Here is a 20,187-nt window from a genome sequence, read left to right on the forward strand (position 1 = left end):
GAGTAATGTCTAGGGTTTAACATGGCTATCATAACGTAAAACAATAAAAATCACAATCAATTAGAGGAGAGTCAAAAAATGACAGAAAAAGTATTAGTTACAGGTGGAAACGGCTTTTTAGCACTGCATATCATCAAGCAGTTACTCGAGGAAAACTACTCCGTTAGGGCAACTCTGCGTTCACTCAATAAAAAAGAAGAGGTCCTTCAAACGCTTAAATTTCATGAGGTTCCAAATCTTGACCGTTTAAGTTTTGTCCAAGCTGATCTAACCCGAGATGATAACTGGTCGACAGCCATGGCCGGCATTACTTACGTCATGAGCGTGGCTGCTCCAGTTTTTGTAAATGGTGAAACTGCCACCAAAGATGTCGCCCGTGCCGCGACTGATGGCACGTTACGGATTCTAAAAGCGGCAGTTACTAGCAACGTAAAACGGGTTATCATGACTGCCAATTTGGGAGCTGTGGGTTTCAGCAATAAAAATCAGCAACATACCACAACCGAAGCCGACTGGACTGATCCAAACGAGTCCGGTCTATCGCTCTATGAAAAATCTAAACTCATTGCCGAGAAGAGCGCCTGGAATTATCTTAAAAAAACGAACAGTACTCTCGAATTTGTAACTGTGAATGCGGGTGCTATGCTTGGCGGCGCCTTAGATGATCATGTTTCAGGCAGTTTTGGGATTGTCCGTAATTTAATTAATGGCACTGTGAAACGCATCCCTAACATCAAAATGAATATTGTCGATGTTCGCGATGTGGCTGATATTCATATTCGTGCCATGCAAACATCTGCTGCAGCAGGAAAACGTTTCTTAGCTGTTGGCGACAAACCGATTTCAATGCCAGAAATTGCGGCGCTCATCAAAACTCACCGACCAAAATTAGTTGCTAAAATTCCCACAAGAACCTTACCAAACTGGATAATTCGTATTGGTTCTCATTTTAATCAACAGGCAAAAGAAGGCCGTTTATTCCTAGAAGTGAACCACAACGTTAGCAATCAGCGCGCAAAAACACTATTAGGTTGGCAACCAATCGGTAGTAACCAAGAAACGATTTTAAACACCGTTGATTCTTTAATCCGCGCTAATCAAATTTAAATCAAAAAAAGATCGATCGTAATTTTTGCAATTACAATCGACCTTTTTTTAACACTGCGATTTAATAAACATCGACATTAGCGCCGAATTCAGCTTCTAAATCTTCTAACAGTGTATGTTTGTCGGACTTACATTCTTTTTCAGAATACTTAATAAATAAAACCTCGCTTTATGTTTTGCCTAAGCAATCACAACTATGCGAGAATGTTTACTGTTTTTGAACATTAACAGCTTGTGGTCCACGGTCGCTGTCTTCTACATCAAAAGTAACTTCTTGGTTTTCTTCCAATGTCTTAAAACCGTCGCCTTGAATTGCTGAAAAATGAACGAATACATCGTCACCATTTTCGCGGTTGATAAAACCAAATCCCTTATCAGGGTTAAACCATTTAACTTTGCCTTTTTCCATGTGAATGAATCCTCCTAGCGCAGTGCGCTTTTTTAATTTTGTATCCCACGAGCCAATTACGAAAGGAGTCACGCTCTTAGAACTTCGAACCCTTAATAACCAAACTGATAAAACACATTAACATAATCTTAACAGGAACTAAGTATGAATACAAATGAAACGACTTCTAAAAACTCTTATAAGTCGATCACTCTCTATTGTTTTGCATTTAAAACCCAGGTATTATTAACTTAGGGAAGTGATTTTTATCATGAATAGTTTTTTTGCTGTCTTAATCGCATTAAGCATTCTGGGTTTTATAGTGTTGGAAGCTATAACCCTCTACAATAAAGTTACGCATCAAATGCTTTTTCATGTACCAACTACTAAATATAAAAGTTATATTTTAGGTACCGTACTGTTATTTTGCGTCGCCATTTTTGGTTTTCAATTCACTAATCCACAACCCGTAACGTCAGCCCCATCTGTCAAAAGAATTTACAAAACAAAAACGGTTGGCAAAAAAGAACTGGAGTCTGCTAAACTACGGGCCTATGCGCTCGCAAAAATATCATCCAAGATCACTTCTCAATCAAATTCAGTTGAGGATTTGTCAGATAAGGTTGAATCGGCTAAAAAAGCATCTTCACAGTCAGTAAATTCAAGACAAGAATCGGAAAGCAAACAGGCCAAAAAAGAAGTTCAACAATCAAGTGTTGCCTCACAAAGTTCAACACAAGTTTCAAATTCAACCAGCGCCGACAAGACTTCTAAACAGGGAGATCTAGACACAACCACCAAGAAAAGAATTATTGGTAATAAAAATTCACGAATCTACCACGTTCCTGGTCAGGCAGGCTACCATATGAATTCTCAAAATGCTGTCCACTTTCAAACGGAAGCCCAGGCTCAATCTGCTGGCTATCGTAAGGCAAAAAGGTAGTAAGGGGAGAAATTAATGATGTTTATTGGAATTATCTTTTTAATTATTGGTCTCTTTGCTATCGTCGTTGCTTTCCGCCAACGAAAAGATCGCCTTTGGTTCGTTTTATTAGCCGTAATCACTTTACTGTTAAGTTGGAATCAAGCGGGTTCTTACGCGCGTCGAAAATACTTTAGTGTGAATAGTGTGATGTCCACAAAAGTCATCACTAAGGCAAATTCCAGTGCTAAAGTTTTGGCCAACTCTTTGGAATCTAAAAATAGCAAACTAAATCGTGCCCTATCCTCCCAGTCTGCCTCGATCAAAAAAAGGGCCAGCAGTTTGCATATTAATTTTGCCAAAACACAATCAAATGCAGACAAGACGAGTAGCCAGACTTCCGATGATACCGAATTAGCCAACAAATCATACGCTGGTCAACAAACCATCACCATTAACCAAAACAACCCCAACTTTTCGACTGCCGATCTTTCCACCAGTAAAGGTGCTTGGCAAACTTATGGTAATCTAGATCGCTATAATCGGGTTTCAGCAGCAAATGCACTTCTAAACAAAAGTTTAATGCCTAAAACGGAACGCGAGTCTTTGGATGTAGACCCCACTGGCTGGCATAACAAAAAGACTAGCAACGGTTGGCTGTACAATCGCTGTCACTTAATTGGTTATCAATTAACAGGGCAAAACAACAATGCCAAGAACTTAATGACTGGCACACGTTCCCTCAACGATCCTGAAATGACAACTTATGAAAATGAAGTGGCAGACTATGTAAAAGCCAACAAAAATCATTACGTGCGCTATCGTGTGACGCCCGTTTTTCGTGGAAAAGAACTCGTCGCCCGTGGTATTCACATGGAGGGCCAATCAATTGGCAGTAACGCCGTCCACTTTAATGTTTATATTTTTAACATTGAATCTGGTTATACCATCAATTATCAAACTGGTACCAGTGTTAAGAAATGAGGTTTGAGAAATGAAAATTGTCTTTCATATTGACGAAAACTCAAAGTGGCAAACTGCCTTGTCAAACGTGGTAAATGCCCTGAGCTATGCTAAACAAAAGCAACTGACTATTTCCATCGTGGTTGTCGTTAACGGATCTGCAATCACTGAGTATTTGGCAAATGATGTTCAAGTATTCATTAGCACCCATCAAGGAACCGTCGAATTCCATGCTTGTCAAAACGCCATGGCTAGTCACCACATTTCAGCTGAGCAATTGCCCAAGACCGTTAAAGTGGTTCCTGCCGGTGTGATTGATCTTGTGACGTTACAAGATCAAGGTTTTCGTTACATTAAACCTTAGTATTAAAACCTTATTTTGGAGATGACCATTATGAAAAAAGAAAGTTTGCTTTTAAAAATAATTTTATTCTTAGTTACCCTCGCAATTATTGCTGGCTGGGGCTTCGGTACTTATGGCTTTACCATAGTGGGTTTTGATTTCAATAATCATTATGCCTACGTCTTTTATAATCTTGCCGTTGGCGTTTTTGCAGCAGGAATTTTTCTTTTGATCACGAGCTACCTTTGTTTTCATCTCTTACTTGCCATTGATAAAAATCAATTCTACAGTAGTTTAACGTCAACAAGGTTGGCTCAAATTAGTCATCTTTTTGTGGGTATCTCTGTTGTTGCCATTCTGGACCTGCCCGCCTTGTACGTCGTGGCGGATCACACGGATGCTCCTGGAATTTTGTTGATAGGTATTATTTTTACCGGTGTGGCAATTACGTTAACCATTCTTGCGCGACTGTTTTCTAAATTAGTAACTGCAGCGCTCACCTTAACAAATAAGGAAGCTTAATCTAACTTTTTTGTTCCTATCGTTTTGTATCGTGGTAAGATAGTAAACATGGTCAAAAAACGAAAGGCGAACTAGCATGGAAAACAACCGTTTTACTCAAGACGAACAAGTCTCAAAAAAAATTATTTTATCAATTGTTGGAACTGGAATGATGTCATTTTGTGGCGTCCTACTCGAGACCTCAATGAATGTCACCTTCCCCACTCTAATGAAACAATTAGGGGTATCAGTCTCCAGCATTCAGTGGATTACTTCTGGATATCTCCTAATTGCTGCCCTTGTCATGGCCCTGGCTTCTTATATTCACAAACGATTCAAACTGAGAAACATTTATACCGTTTCCGTAATTCTGTTTATTTTAGGCTTGCTCCTTTGTGTATTTGCCACCAGTTTTCCAGTTCTTTTAACCGGACGATTAATTGGTGGGATCGCAACCGGCCTCACCACGCCTCTCATGTTTAGTATTATCAATCACGAAATTCCCATTCAAAAACTGGGAAGCTACACAGCAATTGGCGCGATCATCATTTCAATGGCGCCAACAATTGGCCCAACGTATGGCGGTCTCGTATCTTACTACTTTGGTTGGCGATTAATCTTTTGGATTGTCCTTCCCGTTTCATTAATTGCTGCTGTAATTGGGATCCTAAACATTGAACAGCATCGTGATACCCAACGACCTAAGCTTGATATTTTGGGATTTACCTGGATTGCTGCTGCTTTTGTCTTAATTGCCTTAGCTTTCAACGAGGCTTCTACTCATGGTTGGGCAAGCACTGGTTTTTGGTTAATGTTGGTTATTGGCCTGTTAGCTGTTGGCTTGTATGCTTGGCACGCCACCCATACCAAATCACCGTTAATCAATGTTAAAATTTTTACATACCAACCTTTTGTGTTCAGCTTTTTAGCCTATGCGCTGTGTCAGTTAATTAACCTTGGAATGAGTTTCCTACTACCAAACTTTGGTCAATTAGTTTTAGGCACAAACGCCTTATTAGCAGGGTTTTTACTTTTACCAGGAAGTGTATTACGGATTTTTATTATGCCATGGGGCGGTAACTTGCTAGACCGCAAAGGTCCGTCCTTGCCAATCCTAACTGGAATTGGTTGCATCTTAATCTCAGCCATTTTATTTTTATCCTTCATGTCATTTTTAACAATTCCCTTGATGACATTTTTCTACGTATTCTTTAGCGTTGGGTTTTCACTCACGTACAGTAATACACTGGCAAACGGGATGAAACAATTGCCAATGCATTTAAAAGATGACGGTAATGCTGCATTTAATGCTATTCAACAATATTCCGGCTCAATTGGGACTTCATTGATGGCCACTTTAATCGCCATTAGTCAAATGAATGCAACTGGAATTTCCACTAAACAGGCCATTGCTCGTGGAAGTTCCCATGATTTCATTTTGCTGATTTTTATGGCCGTTGCCATGTTAGGCATTCAGGCTTGGAATTTCAAGATTCAAAAAAATCAAATCGTAAAATAAAGTTTAAGGCAAGTCGAACCGAATCGACTTGCCTTTTTGTGTCTAAAATTAGATTTAACGTTTCATGATATGATAAATTAAGAAAGAATTTAGAGGTAAAACAATGCAAACAGATCAATTTATTCCAAACAACAAAGTTTCTAAGAAGACAATTCTAGCAATTATCGGAACCGGTGTAATGTCTTTTTGTGGCATTTTATTAGAAACGGCCATGAACGTCACTTTCCCCACGCTGATGCACGTTTTCGGGGTCTCAATTTCGGCCGTTCAGTGGATCACTTCTGGGTATTTACTGGTAGCATCCCTTGTGATGACCTTATCTTCTTATATGCATAAACGGTTTAAACTCAAGCAAATCTTTGCTTGGGCAGTGATCCTTTTCTTTATTGGCTTATTTCTCTGTGTCAGTGCCACTAACTTTCCAGTCTTACTGATTGGCCGATTAATTAGTGGTGTCGCAACCGGGATGACGACCCCTCTTTTGTTTGGCATTATCAATCATGATATTCCCCTTCAAAAACTCGGCCGTTATATGGCCATTGGCGCCATTATTGTATCCATGGCTTCCGTGGGTCCAACGTACGGTGGCATTATTCTTTATAGTTTAGGTTGGCGCGCCATTTTCTGGATTGTCCTGCCAATTGCCCTAATTGCGAGTGTGCTTGGGTTATTAAACATTGAACAAACGCGCCCTGTGGAAAAACCACGCTTAGATCTAATGGGTTTTGTCTGGTTGGCTGGGGTTTTTATCCTTATCTCTCTTGCCTTCAATGAGGCTGCTGTTCACGGCTGGGGTAGTTTGAACTTTTGAATTTTGTTACTCTTAGGCCTCGTTGCCGGTGGTTTATATGTTTGGCACGCCCGGCATTTTGCATTTCCATTGATTAATATTACTATTTTTAAATACCATCGTTTTGTTTTAAGTTTTGTTGCCTATGCGCTTTGTCAATTGATCAATATTGGGATGAGCTTTTTGCTACCCAACTACGGCCAATTAGTTCTCGGTGTCAACTCCTTATTGGCCGGTCTCCTGCTCTTACCCGGTAGCTTGTTACGGCTGTTTCTGATGCCTTTTGGCGGAGTTGTTTTGGACAAACGTGGCGCCGCTCTTCCAATCATCACTGGGATTAGTGCCACTTTGATTTCTGGAATCCTGTTCTTTAGTTTTCAGTCTATTTTATCAATTCCACTAATGACCATTTTTTACGCGTTATTCAGTGGCGGGTTTTCGTTAACCTTCAGTAATCTTTTGACCGATGGCATGAAACAGCTGCCTGGCAAACTAAAGGGAGACGGCAATGCCGCATTTAATGCCATTCAGCAGTATTCTGGATCTATCGGTGCCTCATTGATGGCGGCGTTCATTTCTATTAGTGAAATAAACGCTCACGGCCTCTCCACGGTAAGTGCAACCGCCCGCGGAAGTCAAAATGATTTTCTTGTCCTGATTGGCCTAGAATTGGTCATGTTAGTGCTACAGATTGTTAACTTTCGGAAAGCACGGAAACAAATTGGTGCAAACTAACTAAAAAATGCTTGGACTAACCTAACTACAAGTAGTTTGAGCCAAGCATTTTTTCTTTACTGATTCACGTTTGTACTTAAGTTAGGATTTCGGTGAGCTCTAGGACGGCTCGACAAAACAAGAAAGACAAGATAAGCATGACTCCCGCGGGATTGCGATCCCGCATACGTCTTTTGTACTGATTTTTTCCGCTGAGCTCTAGGACGGCTCGACAAGTCAGTAAGTAAAATATAAGAAGGACTCCCGCGGGATTACGATCCCGCATACGTCCTCCTTATATTTTACTTACTAGCGACTTGTCTCGCCCACTAATCTTTTTTCCACCAACTTCTCCGCAATTTGCACCGTATTCCACGCTGCTCCCTTCAAAAGATTATCCGACACTACCCACATATGGTAATTGCCTGGATTCTCCTCATCCGCTCGCACCCTTCCTACAAATGTATCGCGCTTTCCTTCCGCATAAATTGGCTGTGGATACAACTGCTTGTCTGGATCATCCTGCAACACTACCCCAGGCGCCTTCGCCAACAACCGCTGAATCTTCTCCCGACTCGCATTCTTCTCATCCTTCACCTCAAAGTACACCGTCTCGCCATGTCCAATACCCACCGGTACCCGCACACACGTTGCCGTAACCTTGATATCCTTCGCATCCATATCATCCAACATAATCTTCTTGGTTTCATGGATCATCTTCCACTCTTCATGCGTATAGCCACCATCTTCAAACACATCAATCTGTGGCAACAAATTAAACGCCAATGGATAATGCTTCTCTTCACCCTTCACAGGATAAATCGTACTCGTCATTTTTTCGCCATTTAAATGCTGTTGCGCCTGCTCGTTCATTTCATTCCAAGCCTGCTGACCAGCACCCGATGCCGCCTGATACGTTGACACAATCACCTGTTTTAAACCAAATGCCTTCCGAATTGGTTCCAACGCCACCACCATCTGAATCGTTGAACAATTTGGATTCGCAATAATTCCATGATGCCGTTCCAATGCATCTTCATTAACCTCAGGTACCACCAATGGTACCTCCGGATCCATTCGAAAAGCACTTGTATTGTCTACGCAGACTGCACCACGTTTTACAGCTTCTGGCAAAAGCCGCTTTGAAACCGCACCTCCAGCAGATGCTAAAACTAAATCAACACCTTCAAATGAATCTGGTGTGGCCTCTTCAACAACTACCGGTTCACCTTTAAATGCCAACTCTTTGCCAGCCGACCGCGATGAAGCCAAAAATTTCACTGACTTAACCGGAATGGTAGATTGCTCTAACTGCTGAATTAGACGTGTTCCCACGGCACCAGTTGCCCCCAAAATTGCTACATTGTATTCTCTCATCAACTTAACCTTCTCATTCGCTTTTTTGTCAATTATGCAATAGTTGCGTCTGCATTCACAAAAGCAGCCATATTAGTCATTGCGGCATGTAAATCTTCGACACTTGCCGCATAAGAAATTCGAATATAACCTTCACCACCAGGTCCAAACGCACTCCCTGGAATGACACCAACCTTACCTTTCAGGGCAAGGTCGGTAGCAAAATCTACCGAGTTTTGTGTATATCTTTCTGGAATTTTCGCGAAAATGTAAAACGCCCCTTTAGGAGGAACCGTTTCAAATCCCAATTTGTCTAAACAACCAATGACATAATCCCGACTCTTTTTATACTGGACACACATTTCTTTAGGATCATCTAGCCCGTTTGCCAATGCCTCGGCAGCTGCAGCTTGTGCTGGATTAGACGGTGCGGTGACCAAAAAGGCATGCATTTTAGCTGCATTTTTTATAAAGTCTGCCGGTGCGGCAATATAACCAACTCGATAGCCAGTCATCGCATGCGACTTTGATAACCCATTAATCAAAATAGTTTGTTCTGGAATCATTGAAGCGATTGAATGATGCGTCACACCATATGTAAGTTCACTATAAATTTCATCTGCAATGACAAACATCGGCCGGTTCGCAATCACGTCAGCGAGATCCTGTAATTCTTTTTCGGAATATTCCACACCAGTTGGGTTATTCGGATAAGTCAAAATTAAGGCTTTAACGGCATCCCCCTCGCGGTCTAGAGTTTCTGTTAACTTTTTAGCAGTCAACACAAAGTTATCTTGTGATGTATCAACTTCCACTGGAATTCCACCAGAAATGACGACCAAAGGCACATATAAAGCAAAAGCAGGGGTAGGGATAATTACTTTATCACCAGGGTTTAACATGGCTGATAAACTAGCCGCTAACGCTTCTGTGGCGCCAATTGTTGCCACAATTTCTGTTTTGGGATCGTAGTCTAATCCATGCCGCTTTTTCAAAAAGCCACTAATGGCGTTGCGCAATGCGGGGGTTCCTTTTTGTGCTGAATAGTGAGAATCATTTTCACGAATACTGCGAATCCCAGCTTCTTTAACATGTTCAGGGGTGTTGAATCCAGGTTCCCCTAGCGTTAATTTAACCAATCCCGGCGTGCCTGTAATCTTTTGATCAAACGCCCGAATTCCTGAGGGTCCAATTGAGTTTAGTTTTTGATTGACTGTTCCTTGTAGTGCTGCACTTAACTTTGGCATATAACCACTCCTTAATTTTTACGATAAAACATTTTCTAGACCAACCGTTAGTTCCTTTAATGAACCAACTTTATGAACTGCAATGGCCACACCTTTCATAAAGGAATCACGATTAAACGAATCTTGACGAATTGTTAGCGCTTCGCCTTCGCCACCAAACAAAACTTGTTCATGAGCCACATAGCCTGGCAACCGAACTGAATGAATTCGGATCCCTTTATAATTAGCGCCTCGTGCACCCTCTAACGTCTCTTTAAATTCTGGGGCATCATTGGCCTCGCGAACCTCACTAATTTGTTTAGCAGTGCTTAAAGCTGTTCCAGAAGGTGCATCCAACTTATCTTCGTGATGCATTTCAATAATTTCAACATCTGGGAAGTAAGTTGCCGCTTCTTTAGCGAATTTCATCAACAAAACTGCTGAAATTCCAAAGTTAGGAACGATCAAACCGGCTGTACCTTGTTCTTTAGCATAGGCTTTTAAATCAGCAACCTGCTGATCCGTCAAACCACTAGTCCCAATCACTGGTCTGATATGGTTTTTCAATGCAAATTTAGCATTATCAAACACCCCAGCAGGCGTACTGAAATCAATCCACACATCTGCTTCGACAGGTTTGGTCGTTAAATTATTGAAAATCTGGACATCCTCATCTAATCCATAACTTGCAGAATTTATATCCGTTGCGTCAGGACTGAATGCCCCAACCAATTTAAAATCCTCAGTTTTTTTGATAAGGTTGAGTGTTTTTTGCCCCATTGATCCACGAAAACCCGCTACAATTATTTTAATCATGATTAACTCCTAACTCGGCCAAACTACCCTTGTTTTCTAATGCATCCTCATTCAAATCCAAAGCTTTTGCTAACGTAGCCCGTTCCGCTTTGTTCAAAGGCAAAATTGGTAAACGACATCCGCCGACCTGATAACCTTGTGCGGTTAAGACAGCTTTTACAGGGGATGGTGAAGGATACAAGAACAACGCCTGCATTTTTGGTGTTAATCTTCGTTGTAACTTGCCAGCTAACGCAGTGTTACCTGCATAAAAAGCATCTAACATTTGGCGCATATCTTGGCCATAAACGTGGGCTGCCACAGAAACAACCCCTTTAGCACCAATCGCAATTCCAGGTAAGGCTTGGGCATCTTCACCGGTATAAACCATGAAATCATCTGGCGTATGTTCCACTAAAAACTCCAGATCTTCCAATGAAGTACACTGTTTAACAGCTTGAATATTAGGATGTTGGGCAAGTTTAACGACCGTTTCGTTTGCCATCGTGACACCTGTTCGACCAGGAATATTATAAATGGCCACTGGAATCGGCGAAGCATCCGCCACCGTTGTAAAATGCGCAATCATGCCGCGTTGATTTGGTTTGTTGTAATAAGGAACCACAACAAGTGCCATATCAATCCCTTCAATTTGACCAACTTCTTTAGTCAATTCAGTAGTTTGTAAAGTATTGTTGCTTCCAGTTCCGGCAATAACAGGCACCCTGCCATTCACAATTTTGCCAAATTTCGTATATAATTCAATTTTTTCATCGTGCGTTAAATTGGGCGTTTCCCCCGTCGTTCCGCCAATGATAAAGCCATGACTACCAGTTTCTAATAGGTGATTGGTCAACGTTTCAAGGGCGTCAAAATCAATGTGGTTTTGGTCGTCAAATGGCGTCACAATTGCGGTTAAAATATCTGCATCTTTAAACATCCGTATCCTTCTTTCCTAATTTTCTTTTGTTTGCATTCGATTTAATAGAAATCCTTTAATAGCCTGAATGCCAATCTCAATTGCTTTTGGATTAGGCTTTAATGTGGCTGAATGAAGTTGAGAATCATCGTCAACTCCTAGCCAAAACATGGTTCCTGGAAATTTAGCGAGCAAATAACCAAAATCTTCACCTGTCATTGCGGGTTTCGTTTCAACAAATTGCACATCTTCTGTTTGTTTCATATAGGTAATAAAGTTTCGAGTAAGTTTCGGGTTGTTTTCAACTGGCCAATAGCCGCCCTGATTAAGCTTCACCACTACTTTGGCCTGATAACTTTGCGCAATGCCATCCGCAACCTCTTGAATTCGCTGATCAATATGTTCAATCATCTTTTGTGTTAACCCACGAATCGTGCCTTCCAAACGGGCATGACCCGCGATCACATTGCGAATGCTACCAGCATCAAATTTACCAAAAGTAATGACGCCGCCTTCAATTGGATCCACACTGCGGGAAATAATGGTCTGCACTTGATTAATAAACTGGCTCGCAGCCACCACCATATCATTTGCATCCTGTGGAAAAGCCGCATGACCACCCTTCCCATAGAAATCCACGTCAACTTCAGTGGTTCCGGCAAACAAAGTCCCCATCCGACAACCAATCGCACCAGTGGGTAAATCAGGATTGTCATGCAATCCGTAAAACTCATCTGGACACCATTTACCAGTGAAAATCTGCTTTTCATAAGCAGTTTTGCCACCGTTCAAGCTTTCCTCAGCCGGTTGGAAGAAAAACAACAAGTTATCTTTCGGCTGGTTAGCTGCAAAATAGTCGAGTAAGCCAAGTGCAACACTCATATGAATATCATGGCCACAGGCGTGCATCACATTGGGATGTTTAGAAGCAAATGGCAATCCAGTTTGTTCTGCAACTGGTAGTCCATCAATATCTGTTCGATAGCCAATTGTCCGTTCAGATGCACTCCCGTGAACTAACACGAGTAACGCGGTCGGCATTTCTGGCGGAGTTTGAATTTCCAAATTAGTTTGGTCGAACTGAAGCACCGTTCTTTTAATGAAAGCATGGGTTTCCGTTTCTTGCATCGCAAGTTCTGGAATCTGATGCAAGCTTTGATAAATTTTGATTAATTGAGGCTCTGTTAACATTGCTTGTTTGTTCATAACTTTACAGCTTTCTTAAAGTGTCCTCGAGTTCTGTCTTTGACCGAGTTTGGTCATCAATATCTTTCATTTTGCGGGCAGGCACACCAGCCACCATCGTGTATGGGGCAACATCATGCGTCACAACCGCACCAGCAGCCACAACTGCCCCTTCTCCAACGTGAACACCTTCCAAAACAACGGAATTTGCCCCAATCATGACATTATCATCAATGCGCACGGGTTGGGCAGACGCCGGCTCAACCACGCCAGCTAAAACAGTTCCGGCACCAATATGAGCATGTTTTCCGACAATCGCACGACCGCCCATGACAACTCCCATATCAATCATGGTGTCTTCACCAACCTCAGCGCCAATGTTGATCAATGCTCCCATCATAATGACGGCATTGTCACCGATCACAACTTGATCCCGGATAATTGCCCCGGGTTCGATGCGCGCATTGATGTTCTTAGTGTCCAACAATGGGACCGCTGAATTACGTCCATCATTTTCAACTTCATAATCTTCAATAACTGCTTTGTTGTTCTCAAGAAATGGTTTAACATCTGCCCAATCGCCAAAAACGGTTCCGGTTTTGGTTTCTACAAACGCTCGGACGCCTTTTGGAACATCAAGTTTAGTCAAATCACCTTTTAGAGTGACCTTTACGGGTGTTTTTTTCTTGGCGTTACTGATAAAATCAATGATTTCACGTGCATCTAACTGTGCCATGGATAAAATCCTTCCTTTATATAAACTTTTTTATTTTTCGTTGTCAGGTTATCATAAGGCTCAATGGTTATTTGAACTTTAAAAATTCTCGATTCTTCTATATTATATGGCATTCAGCAACTAAACAAAACTGCAATCCAGTTTGACCAAATCTTCATAACTTTCTCGTTTAACAATGACTTGTGCTTTACCTTTTTCGACAAACACCACCGCTGGCCGCGGATTTCGATTATAATTTGACGCCATTGAATACCCGTAAGCACCAGTAGCTGGAATTACCAAAACATCACCAGGCTGCGATTTAGGTAAGGCTTGTTTTTGAATCAAAATATCGCCTGATTCACAATATTTACCTGCAATTCTAACCGTTTCATCTGGTTTAGCCGTTGCCTGATTAGCTAAAACGGCTTCATATTTGGCCTCATAAAGCGCCGGTCGAATGTTATCGCCCATCCCGCCATCCACCGTCACATATGGGCGAATGCCAGGTACTTCTTTTCTTGAGCCAATTGTATATAAGCTATATCCCGCGGGGCCTGCAATGGAACGGCCCGGTTCAATCCAAATGGCCGGCATTTTTAGCTGACGTAACGTGACCTGCTTTTGGACGGCCTTCACAATTGCGTCAACAAATTCTTCGGGTGCCAGCGGATCATCTTCTTTGGTGTACTGAATCCCAAAGCCCCCACCAATATTTAAGACTCGGGTTTCAAAGTTAAACTTCTTTTGCCAGTCAGCAGCCAAATCAACTAATTTTTGGGCTGCCATGACAAACCCATTAACCTCAAAGATTTGTGAACCAATGTGAGCATGAATACCAAGCATCTCTAGTTGTGAATTTGCTAACACCTGCTGCAACGCTTTTTGCGCTTGCCCAGATTGAATATCAAAGCCGAATTTGCTATCCTCTTGACCAGTTTGGTCATACTTATGGGTATGCGCTGAAACACCGGGCGTTAAACGTAACATGACTTTAATTGTCTGTTGTTTTTCTTTCAAGATTTCGCTTAGTAACTCAATTTCGTGAAAATTATCTAAAATCACAACCCCGATATGATGATCCACGGCCATTTCCAATTCTGCGCGTGATTTGTTATTGCCGTGAAAACTAACTTTTTCCATTGGAAAGCCAGCTTTGATGGCCGTATATAACTCGCCACCTGATACCACATCAATGTGCGCGTCCTCTTGATTGACAAGTTGAAACATCCCAACTGTGGCAAATGCTTTGCTGGCATAACTCACGGCGTAATCGACTTGATTACGCTCAAACACCTTTTTAAACCGCCGAATTTGTTGGCGGATTGCTGAGACATCATAGGCAATTAGCGGCGTCCCATAAGTATGCGCCAATTCTACGGCATCAGCCCCATCAATCATTAAATGTCCTGCTTCGTTTACTTGTTGCTCCCCTTGAGTACCCATTTATTTACCCCACTAGTTTTATAATTATTTTATTAAACAAAAAAGAGACCTTTTTGTTTAGCGCAAACAAAAAGATCCCAGAATGAGTTCATTATTATTCTGTATCAATTGTCGATAGCGCCCCGCAGCCGACATGTTTTGCTGCGACAGTCCGCAGTCTGTTAAACTACGTCCCAGCACACCAAACCCCTATCCAGATTTGACGCTTCGGCAACCGCCCCTTTCACTAGCTTCATAATTTGATAGAAATTCCACTAATTACTCTTGTTGGTTGCGACCTCTTAAATTATTAAAAAGTTTATAATACTTCTCACAGATAGTCAACCCCCTTACTCCAATAAAATTCCCTGTAGCTCTTTTGTATCAGTTAAAACAACTTTATCTCCATTTAATTTAGAGCTGCTAATATCGAGCTTGTTTAGTTCTAACATTGCTTTCACATGTAGTTTTGAACTGCGGCCAGCCGCATTGTTTTCTTAAATCAAAAATAAAAAACTTACTACTAAGTATTTCTTATAATTGATTAATTCAAAGAATAATTTAGTTGCTATTCATCAAAAAAATGCTAAAATTCACAATAACTAATCAAACTTTAATAAAATATAATTTTTGAAAACTAGAAAGGATTTTTTACTCATGAAGGTTGTTAAATTTGGCGGTAGCTCATTAGCAGACGGCGCCCATTTTCAAAAAGTCATCTCCATCATTAAGGCTGATCCTGCACGACAGATTGTCGTTGTTTCCGCACCAGGGAAACGATTTTCTGAAGATACAAAGGTCACCGATCTCCTAATCACCTACGCTCAAAGGGTAATTGATCATCAAGATCCAAAAACGGTTGTGGATAAAATTAGTCAACGCTACCAAGCGATTAGTGATTTCTTTGGATTGCCAGCTAGACCAATTGACAAAATCATCAAAAAGCTTCGGTCACTACCCCTTGAATATTATCCAAGCAACACGTATTTGATGGCTGCCTTCAAAGCGCATGGTGAACGTCTTAATGCCATGTTGTTAACCGCCGTGCTCAATCATCTGAACATCCCTGCTCGCTTTGTGGATCCTTTTGAGGCAGGAATTATCGTAACTGACGATCCGAGTGACGCCTCTGTTTTACCAGAAACTTACGAAAATTTAGCGCATCTAAAGGTTACAGAAGAAAAACTAATTTTTCCTGGTTTCTTTGGGTTTACGCCGAATGGCCAGATTGCCACCTTTTCCCGCGGTGGTTCCGATATCACCGGCGCAATTGTTTCCCGAGGACTAAAAGCCGATTTATACGAAAATTTCACTGACGTTGATGCCATTTACGCGGCCGATCCACGGATTGTAGATCATCCCCATGCCATTAAGAAAATGACCTACCGCGAAATGCGCGAACTTTCTTATGCAGGTTTTTCCGTGTTTCATGATGAGGCAATCATTCCGGCAATTGAAGGCCAGGTCCCAATCAATGTGAAAAACACTAATCATCCCGAATTACCGGGAACTTTAATCGTTCCAGAAGATAGTTTTGAGCCCCACCGCACCATCACGGGTGTAGCAAGTTCCGATCGATTTGCGGCTCTATATCTGCACCGTTACCTGCTAAATAAAGAAGTTGGTTTTACATTAAAACTCCTTCAAATTTTATATAAATATGATGTTTCTTATGAACATATGCCTTCTGGAATTGATGACTTAACCATAATCTTTGACAAAAACCAGTTAGACAACGAAACTATTCATGAGATGTGTCATGACATTAAAAATACGTTGCATCCAGATCAACTTGATTGGATTGATGATTATGCGATTATCATGGTGGTTGGTGAAGGTATGCGGTCAAAAGTTGGGACAATTGAAAATATCATCCGTCCCCTCGCTGAAAACAACATTGGTGTTCACATGATCAATCAGGGTGCTTCACGAATTTCAATTATGTTAGGCACCAAACAAGCAGACGCCAAAAAAGCCATCAAACAAATCTATCAACAGTTTTTCACATGTCAAACTGACACCCACGAAAGGAGCACTACTCATGCAGATTGATAAAGTTCATGGTTCCGAAAACCACTTCTTTTTACTCGATCAAACTCAGCTACAAACTAAATTAACTGACCAAGAATTAATTAATTTCGCCACAAAAATTACAAATCCGCAAACCGGACTTTTACAGGGAGCAGATGGCGTTTTAGTCATTGACGAGCCCACGCACGAAACGGCCTTGGCCCAGATGCGGGTCATTAACGCTGATGGCAGTGAAGCCTCAATGTGTGGAAATGGGTTACGGACCGTTTCCCGTTATTTAAGTAAAAAATTTCAGGTAGACCAATTTAAAGTTCAAACGCTTAACGCCGATTTAAAAGTCAGTAAAGCAAAGGATTTTGCGCCAAACGTGCCCGCATTTAGTGTTGAAATTTCACCAGTCTCATTTGATGCGGAAAAGTTACCGTTTCACAATGCAAACCATCAGCAATTAGTTGACGAGCCATGGCCAGAACTACTACCAGAACTCAAATTTACCGCACTCGCAGTGCCTAATCCTCATTTGATCAGTTTTGTCTCTGCTGAAGAATTAGCATCTGATGACCTAGGGACTTTAGGGAAACGTCTCAACGAACCCAACCCTTACTTTCCAGACGGCGTAAATGTCAGTTTTGCGGAAATTTTGGGTCAAAATAAATTATTTGTTCGTACTTTTGAACGAGGAGTTGGCTTCACCAATGCTTGTGGAACCGGCATGTCAGCTACTAGTTTGGCATTTGCCCTCACCCATCCTGATGAAGGTCAGTTTGATCAAGAAATCACCGTTTATAATCTCGGTGGCTTAGTTAAAACCAACGTCCACAAACGAAATGGCATCTATGATATTGATTTAATTGGAAATGCGACGGTCACACATCACCTTGAGATTTCCGAAGCTGACCTGCATGCCGCTAAATTAACTGATGTTCAAATCAACAAAACGGATGAAGAAACAAGTTATCAAAAATTTGTGACACAATTGCCAAAAATCAACAATATTTCCGTTAAATCATAAAAAAAGAGGCCGGACAAAAACTATGTTTTGTCCGGTCTATTTATATTTCCCCAAATATTATTTCTAAAACGTGGGAAAAAGCAGATTCTTCCGCCTATCTTCAGAATCTAACGCCTTTTGTCCACTTTTTATTTTATTGTTTTTGATGAGAAACCTTCTCCAACGTCCAACCATACATTAAATGGAATTCATAGTCTTGGCTGACAAACTGCTTATTGGGAACGCCATTGCTAAATAACAAGCGCATTTCCTCGTTTTTATAAACGCGTGTTTTACGAGTAATCTTGACTTGATTCAACTTAGAATTTCGTTTAATTTTGGTAGTTCCGGTTGTAGGGTCCGTCTTAGCCAGTTTTTGCTGCAATGGATTTGTGGCGTAATAATAAATTCGCTCATCCTTGGTACCAATTTGTTGATACAAGATGGCATGTTTGCCCTTCACACTTGAGGTCAACGGATAAGTTTGCGTTTGATTAACTTCTTTCATTCCTAAATAAATATTGTAGTTTAACGCGATTAACACGACACTCCCAATACTTAAAATAAGACCCAAAGTTACCCAAATCATTTTATTAATACCACGGTGCATAAAAATCATGCTACAAGCAAAAAGGATTGCACCAGCGAACAAAAAAATAATTATCATGTTAATATCCCCCTCGTGCATCTTTTTTCAAGAAGAACGTTAATAGAAAACCAAGTACCGCAAACATTGTGGCAATGAAAAATGCGTAGCGGAATCCTAAAACATTCGCATTTAAAGCAAGTTTTTTAAATAAGATAGGTGTTGCTTGTGAAACGCCGCTGCCTGGGGTGTGAGATAACGTCACACTTGACATGATGGAAACTAAAATGGCTGTTCCCATGGAAGCAAATACCTGACGGGCCGTATTATTCACGACCGTTCCATCACCAATCAAATTTAGTGGTAAATCGTTCATTCCAGTTGTCGTAACTGGCATCATAACCATTGAAATTCCAAACATTCGGACTGCATACAAACAAGTTAAATAAAACACTGGTGTTTGAGCGGTAATTGGAATAAATGAAGCTGTCGTCAAAACTAGCAGAAACATCCCTGCAATTGACATGTTTCTTGCACCCAAACGGTCAAAAATTCGACCGGTAATTGGGTTCATAACCCCCATGGCAATGGCCCCAGGTAACAGAGTTAAACCGGACGCTAGCGGCGATTCACCACGCACCGTTTGGAGATAAAGGGGCAAAACCAATGTGAATCCATTCATGGACATAAAGGAAACAGAAACCAAAATTGCAGACAAGGTAAAGTCTGAATGTTCAAACACTTTAAACTGTAAAAGTGGATTTTTAATTTTAAGCGACCGTAAAATAAAAATAGCAACTACTAAAACACCGACAATCAAGGTTCCATAGACAATTGGATTAGTCCAAGAATAGGTTCCAACTGATGAAAACGCAAATAACATTGAACCAAAACCAATCATTGATAAAAGCACTGAAGACCAATCAACAGGTGCTTTTTTAGTTGGCAAAACTTTTCGTAAAGTAAAATAGCCCGCAACCAATACAATGAAAGAAATGGGCATGATGGACAAGAACAACATTCGCCACGAATAATGAATCAAAATCCATCCAGCAAATGTCGGCCCAATGGCAGGTGCCAATCCGACAACAATGCCGGCACTTCCCATTGCTGCGCCACGTTTAGCTGGCGGAAAAATTGATGTCATAATGGTCTGATAAACTGGGGATGTGATACCAACACCAGCCGCTTCAATCAAACGTCCGGCTAAAATAGTCCAGAAATTTTGGGCAAAATAACAAACCACAGTTCCTACGAAAAAAATAACAATCGCAGATAAATAAAGCTTTCGCGAATTGAAACGTTGTAAGAAAAAGCCAGTGATGGGAATCACAATTCCCATCATCAACATAAATCCAGTTGTTAACCATTGAACAGTGTTTGCCGAGATATTAAAGGACTTCATCAAAGTCGGGAAAGCTGTTGTTAACATGGTGGACGTCAGAAATGTACTAAAAGTCCCAATTAATAGGGTAAAAACTAATAAAAGTCGATTATACGGGCGACCATTTTGATCGACCGGTTTATCTTCTGCATTAATACTGTTCATGAAAATGTTCACCTCATTAAATTATTTAATTATGTACCTATAAAAAAGTCACAAAGATTATTGTATCATATAAATCTCATAACTCTCAAAGTGTTGTTTGCAAAACAGCATGTCCACATGGAAACTATTTAATGTTGGTTTAATAAATCGCTACTAGCATAA

General features: G+C 41.0%; 20 protein-coding genes and 1 riboswitch. Of the genes, 10 read left to right on the forward strand and 10 right to left on the reverse strand.

The window, feature by feature from the left end:
• Positions 1-78 precede the first annotated feature (78 nt).
• Complete coding sequence (locus tag PPA04_RS02180) at positions 79-1,107, forward strand: NAD-dependent epimerase/dehydratase family protein (protein ID WP_057782864.1); 1,029 nt, start codon at positions 79-81, stop codon at positions 1,105-1,107.
• Between the two features lie 208 nt (positions 1,108-1,315).
• On the opposite strand, the gene PPA04_RS02185 is transcribed toward PPA04_RS02180, so the two are convergent.
• Complete coding sequence (locus PPA04_RS02185) at positions 1,316-1,516, reverse strand: cold-shock protein (RefSeq protein ID WP_057749326.1); 201 nt, start codon at positions 1,514-1,516, stop codon at positions 1,316-1,318.
• A 250-nt stretch (positions 1,517-1,766) separates the two neighbouring features.
• On the opposite strand from PPA04_RS02185, the gene PPA04_RS02190 reads away from it, so the two are divergent.
• The 7 genes from PPA04_RS02190 (at position 1,767) to PPA04_RS02220 (ending at position 7,268) form a co-directional block, all read left to right on the forward strand.
• Positions 1,767-2,438: a sunset domain-containing protein gene (locus PPA04_RS02190; RefSeq protein ID WP_057782861.1), complete on the forward strand. Its 672-nt coding sequence runs from the start codon at positions 1,767-1,769 to the stop codon at positions 2,436-2,438.
• Between the two features lie 18 nt (positions 2,439-2,456).
• A complete protein-coding gene (locus tag PPA04_RS02195) occupies positions 2,457-3,401 on the forward strand; it encodes a DNA/RNA non-specific endonuclease (RefSeq protein ID WP_395387306.1) in 945 nt (314 codons plus the stop codon).
• A 10-nt stretch (positions 3,402-3,411) separates the two neighbouring features.
• Entirely contained in the window at positions 3,412-3,744 is a 333-nt protein-coding gene (locus PPA04_RS02200) for a DsrE family protein (RefSeq protein WP_057782858.1), read from the forward strand.
• Between the two features lie 30 nt (positions 3,745-3,774).
• On the forward strand, positions 3,775-4,245 hold the full coding sequence (locus PPA04_RS02205; RefSeq protein WP_057782856.1) for a DUF2975 domain-containing protein: 471 nt from the start codon (positions 3,775-3,777) through the stop codon (positions 4,243-4,245).
• A gap of 76 nt (positions 4,246-4,321) precedes the next feature.
• Positions 4,322-5,743 (forward strand): MFS transporter, encoded by a 1,422-nt coding sequence (locus tag PPA04_RS02210; RefSeq protein ID WP_057782853.1) that lies wholly within the window; start codon positions 4,322-4,324, stop codon positions 5,741-5,743.
• 103 nt (positions 5,744-5,846) lie between these two features.
• Positions 5,847-6,554, forward strand: coding sequence for an MFS transporter (locus PPA04_RS02215; RefSeq protein ID WP_057782851.1), 708 nt, complete (start codon positions 5,847-5,849; stop codon positions 6,552-6,554).
• A 3-nt stretch (positions 6,555-6,557) separates the two neighbouring features.
• Positions 6,558-7,268: an MFS transporter gene (locus PPA04_RS02220; protein WP_057782849.1), complete on the forward strand. Its 711-nt coding sequence runs from the start codon at positions 6,558-6,560 to the stop codon at positions 7,266-7,268.
• Positions 7,269-7,556: 288 nt separating this feature from the next.
• Here PPA04_RS02220 and PPA04_RS02225 read toward each other — a convergent pair whose 3' ends face one another.
• From PPA04_RS02225 to lysA, 7 genes are all read right to left on the reverse strand, one after another.
• On the reverse strand, positions 7,557-8,627 hold the full coding sequence (locus tag PPA04_RS02225; protein WP_229923052.1) for an aspartate-semialdehyde dehydrogenase: 1,071 nt from the start codon (positions 8,625-8,627) through the stop codon (positions 7,557-7,559).
• Positions 8,628-8,656: 29 nt separating this feature from the next.
• Positions 8,657-9,850: an aminotransferase class I/II-fold pyridoxal phosphate-dependent enzyme gene (locus PPA04_RS02230; protein ID WP_057782842.1), complete on the reverse strand. Its 1,194-nt coding sequence runs from the start codon at positions 9,848-9,850 to the stop codon at positions 8,657-8,659.
• A gap of 18 nt (positions 9,851-9,868) precedes the next feature.
• The gene (dapB, locus tag PPA04_RS02235; RefSeq protein WP_057782840.1) at positions 9,869-10,645 is read right to left on the reverse strand and encodes a 4-hydroxy-tetrahydrodipicolinate reductase; all 777 of its coding nucleotides are present in this window, start codon (positions 10,643-10,645) and stop codon (positions 9,869-9,871) included.
• Positions 10,638-11,564 (reverse strand): 4-hydroxy-tetrahydrodipicolinate synthase, encoded by a 927-nt coding sequence (gene dapA, locus PPA04_RS02240; RefSeq protein WP_057782838.1) that lies wholly within the window; start codon positions 11,562-11,564, stop codon positions 10,638-10,640. The genes dapB and dapA overlap by 8 nt, the downstream gene beginning before the upstream one ends.
• Before the next feature lie 15 nt (positions 11,565-11,579).
• Positions 11,580-12,734, reverse strand: a complete 1,155-nt coding sequence (locus tag PPA04_RS02245) for an N-acetyldiaminopimelate deacetylase (protein WP_057782906.1) — start codon at positions 12,732-12,734, stop codon at positions 11,580-11,582.
• A 19-nt stretch (positions 12,735-12,753) separates the two neighbouring features.
• Positions 12,754-13,464 (reverse strand): 2,3,4,5-tetrahydropyridine-2,6-dicarboxylate N-acetyltransferase, encoded by a 711-nt coding sequence (gene dapD / locus PPA04_RS02250; protein ID WP_057782836.1) that lies wholly within the window; start codon positions 13,462-13,464, stop codon positions 12,754-12,756.
• 120 nt (positions 13,465-13,584) lie between these two features.
• A complete protein-coding gene (lysA, locus tag PPA04_RS02255) occupies positions 13,585-14,889 on the reverse strand; it encodes a diaminopimelate decarboxylase (RefSeq protein ID WP_057782834.1) in 1,305 nt (434 codons plus the stop codon).
• A 107-nt stretch (positions 14,890-14,996) separates the two neighbouring features.
• A riboswitch (Lysine riboswitch) is annotated at positions 14,997-15,180 on the reverse strand.
• A 345-nt stretch (positions 15,181-15,525) separates the two neighbouring features.
• On the opposite strand from lysA, the gene PPA04_RS02260 reads away from it, so the two are divergent.
• Positions 15,526-16,920, forward strand: a complete 1,395-nt coding sequence (locus PPA04_RS02260; RefSeq protein WP_057782832.1) for an aspartate kinase — start codon at positions 15,526-15,528, stop codon at positions 16,918-16,920.
• Positions 16,910-17,911: a diaminopimelate epimerase gene (gene dapF / locus PPA04_RS02265; protein ID WP_057782830.1), complete on the forward strand. Its 1,002-nt coding sequence runs from the start codon at positions 16,910-16,912 to the stop codon at positions 17,909-17,911. The genes PPA04_RS02260 and dapF overlap by 11 nt, the downstream gene beginning before the upstream one ends.
• A 133-nt stretch (positions 17,912-18,044) precedes the next feature.
• On the opposite strand, the gene PPA04_RS02270 is transcribed toward dapF, so the two are convergent.
• Positions 18,045-18,557, reverse strand: a complete 513-nt coding sequence (locus tag PPA04_RS02270) for a DUF4811 domain-containing protein (protein ID WP_057782828.1) — start codon at positions 18,555-18,557, stop codon at positions 18,045-18,047.
• 1 nt (position 18,558) lies between these two features.
• A complete protein-coding gene (locus PPA04_RS02275) occupies positions 18,559-20,025 on the reverse strand; it encodes an MDR family MFS transporter (protein WP_057782826.1) in 1,467 nt (488 codons plus the stop codon).
• Positions 20,026-20,187 lie beyond the last annotated feature (162 nt).

Source organism: Pediococcus parvulus (assembly GCF_007990205.1).
In the GTDB taxonomy this organism is placed as follows: Bacteria; Bacillota; Bacilli; order Lactobacillales; family Lactobacillaceae; genus Pediococcus; species Pediococcus parvulus.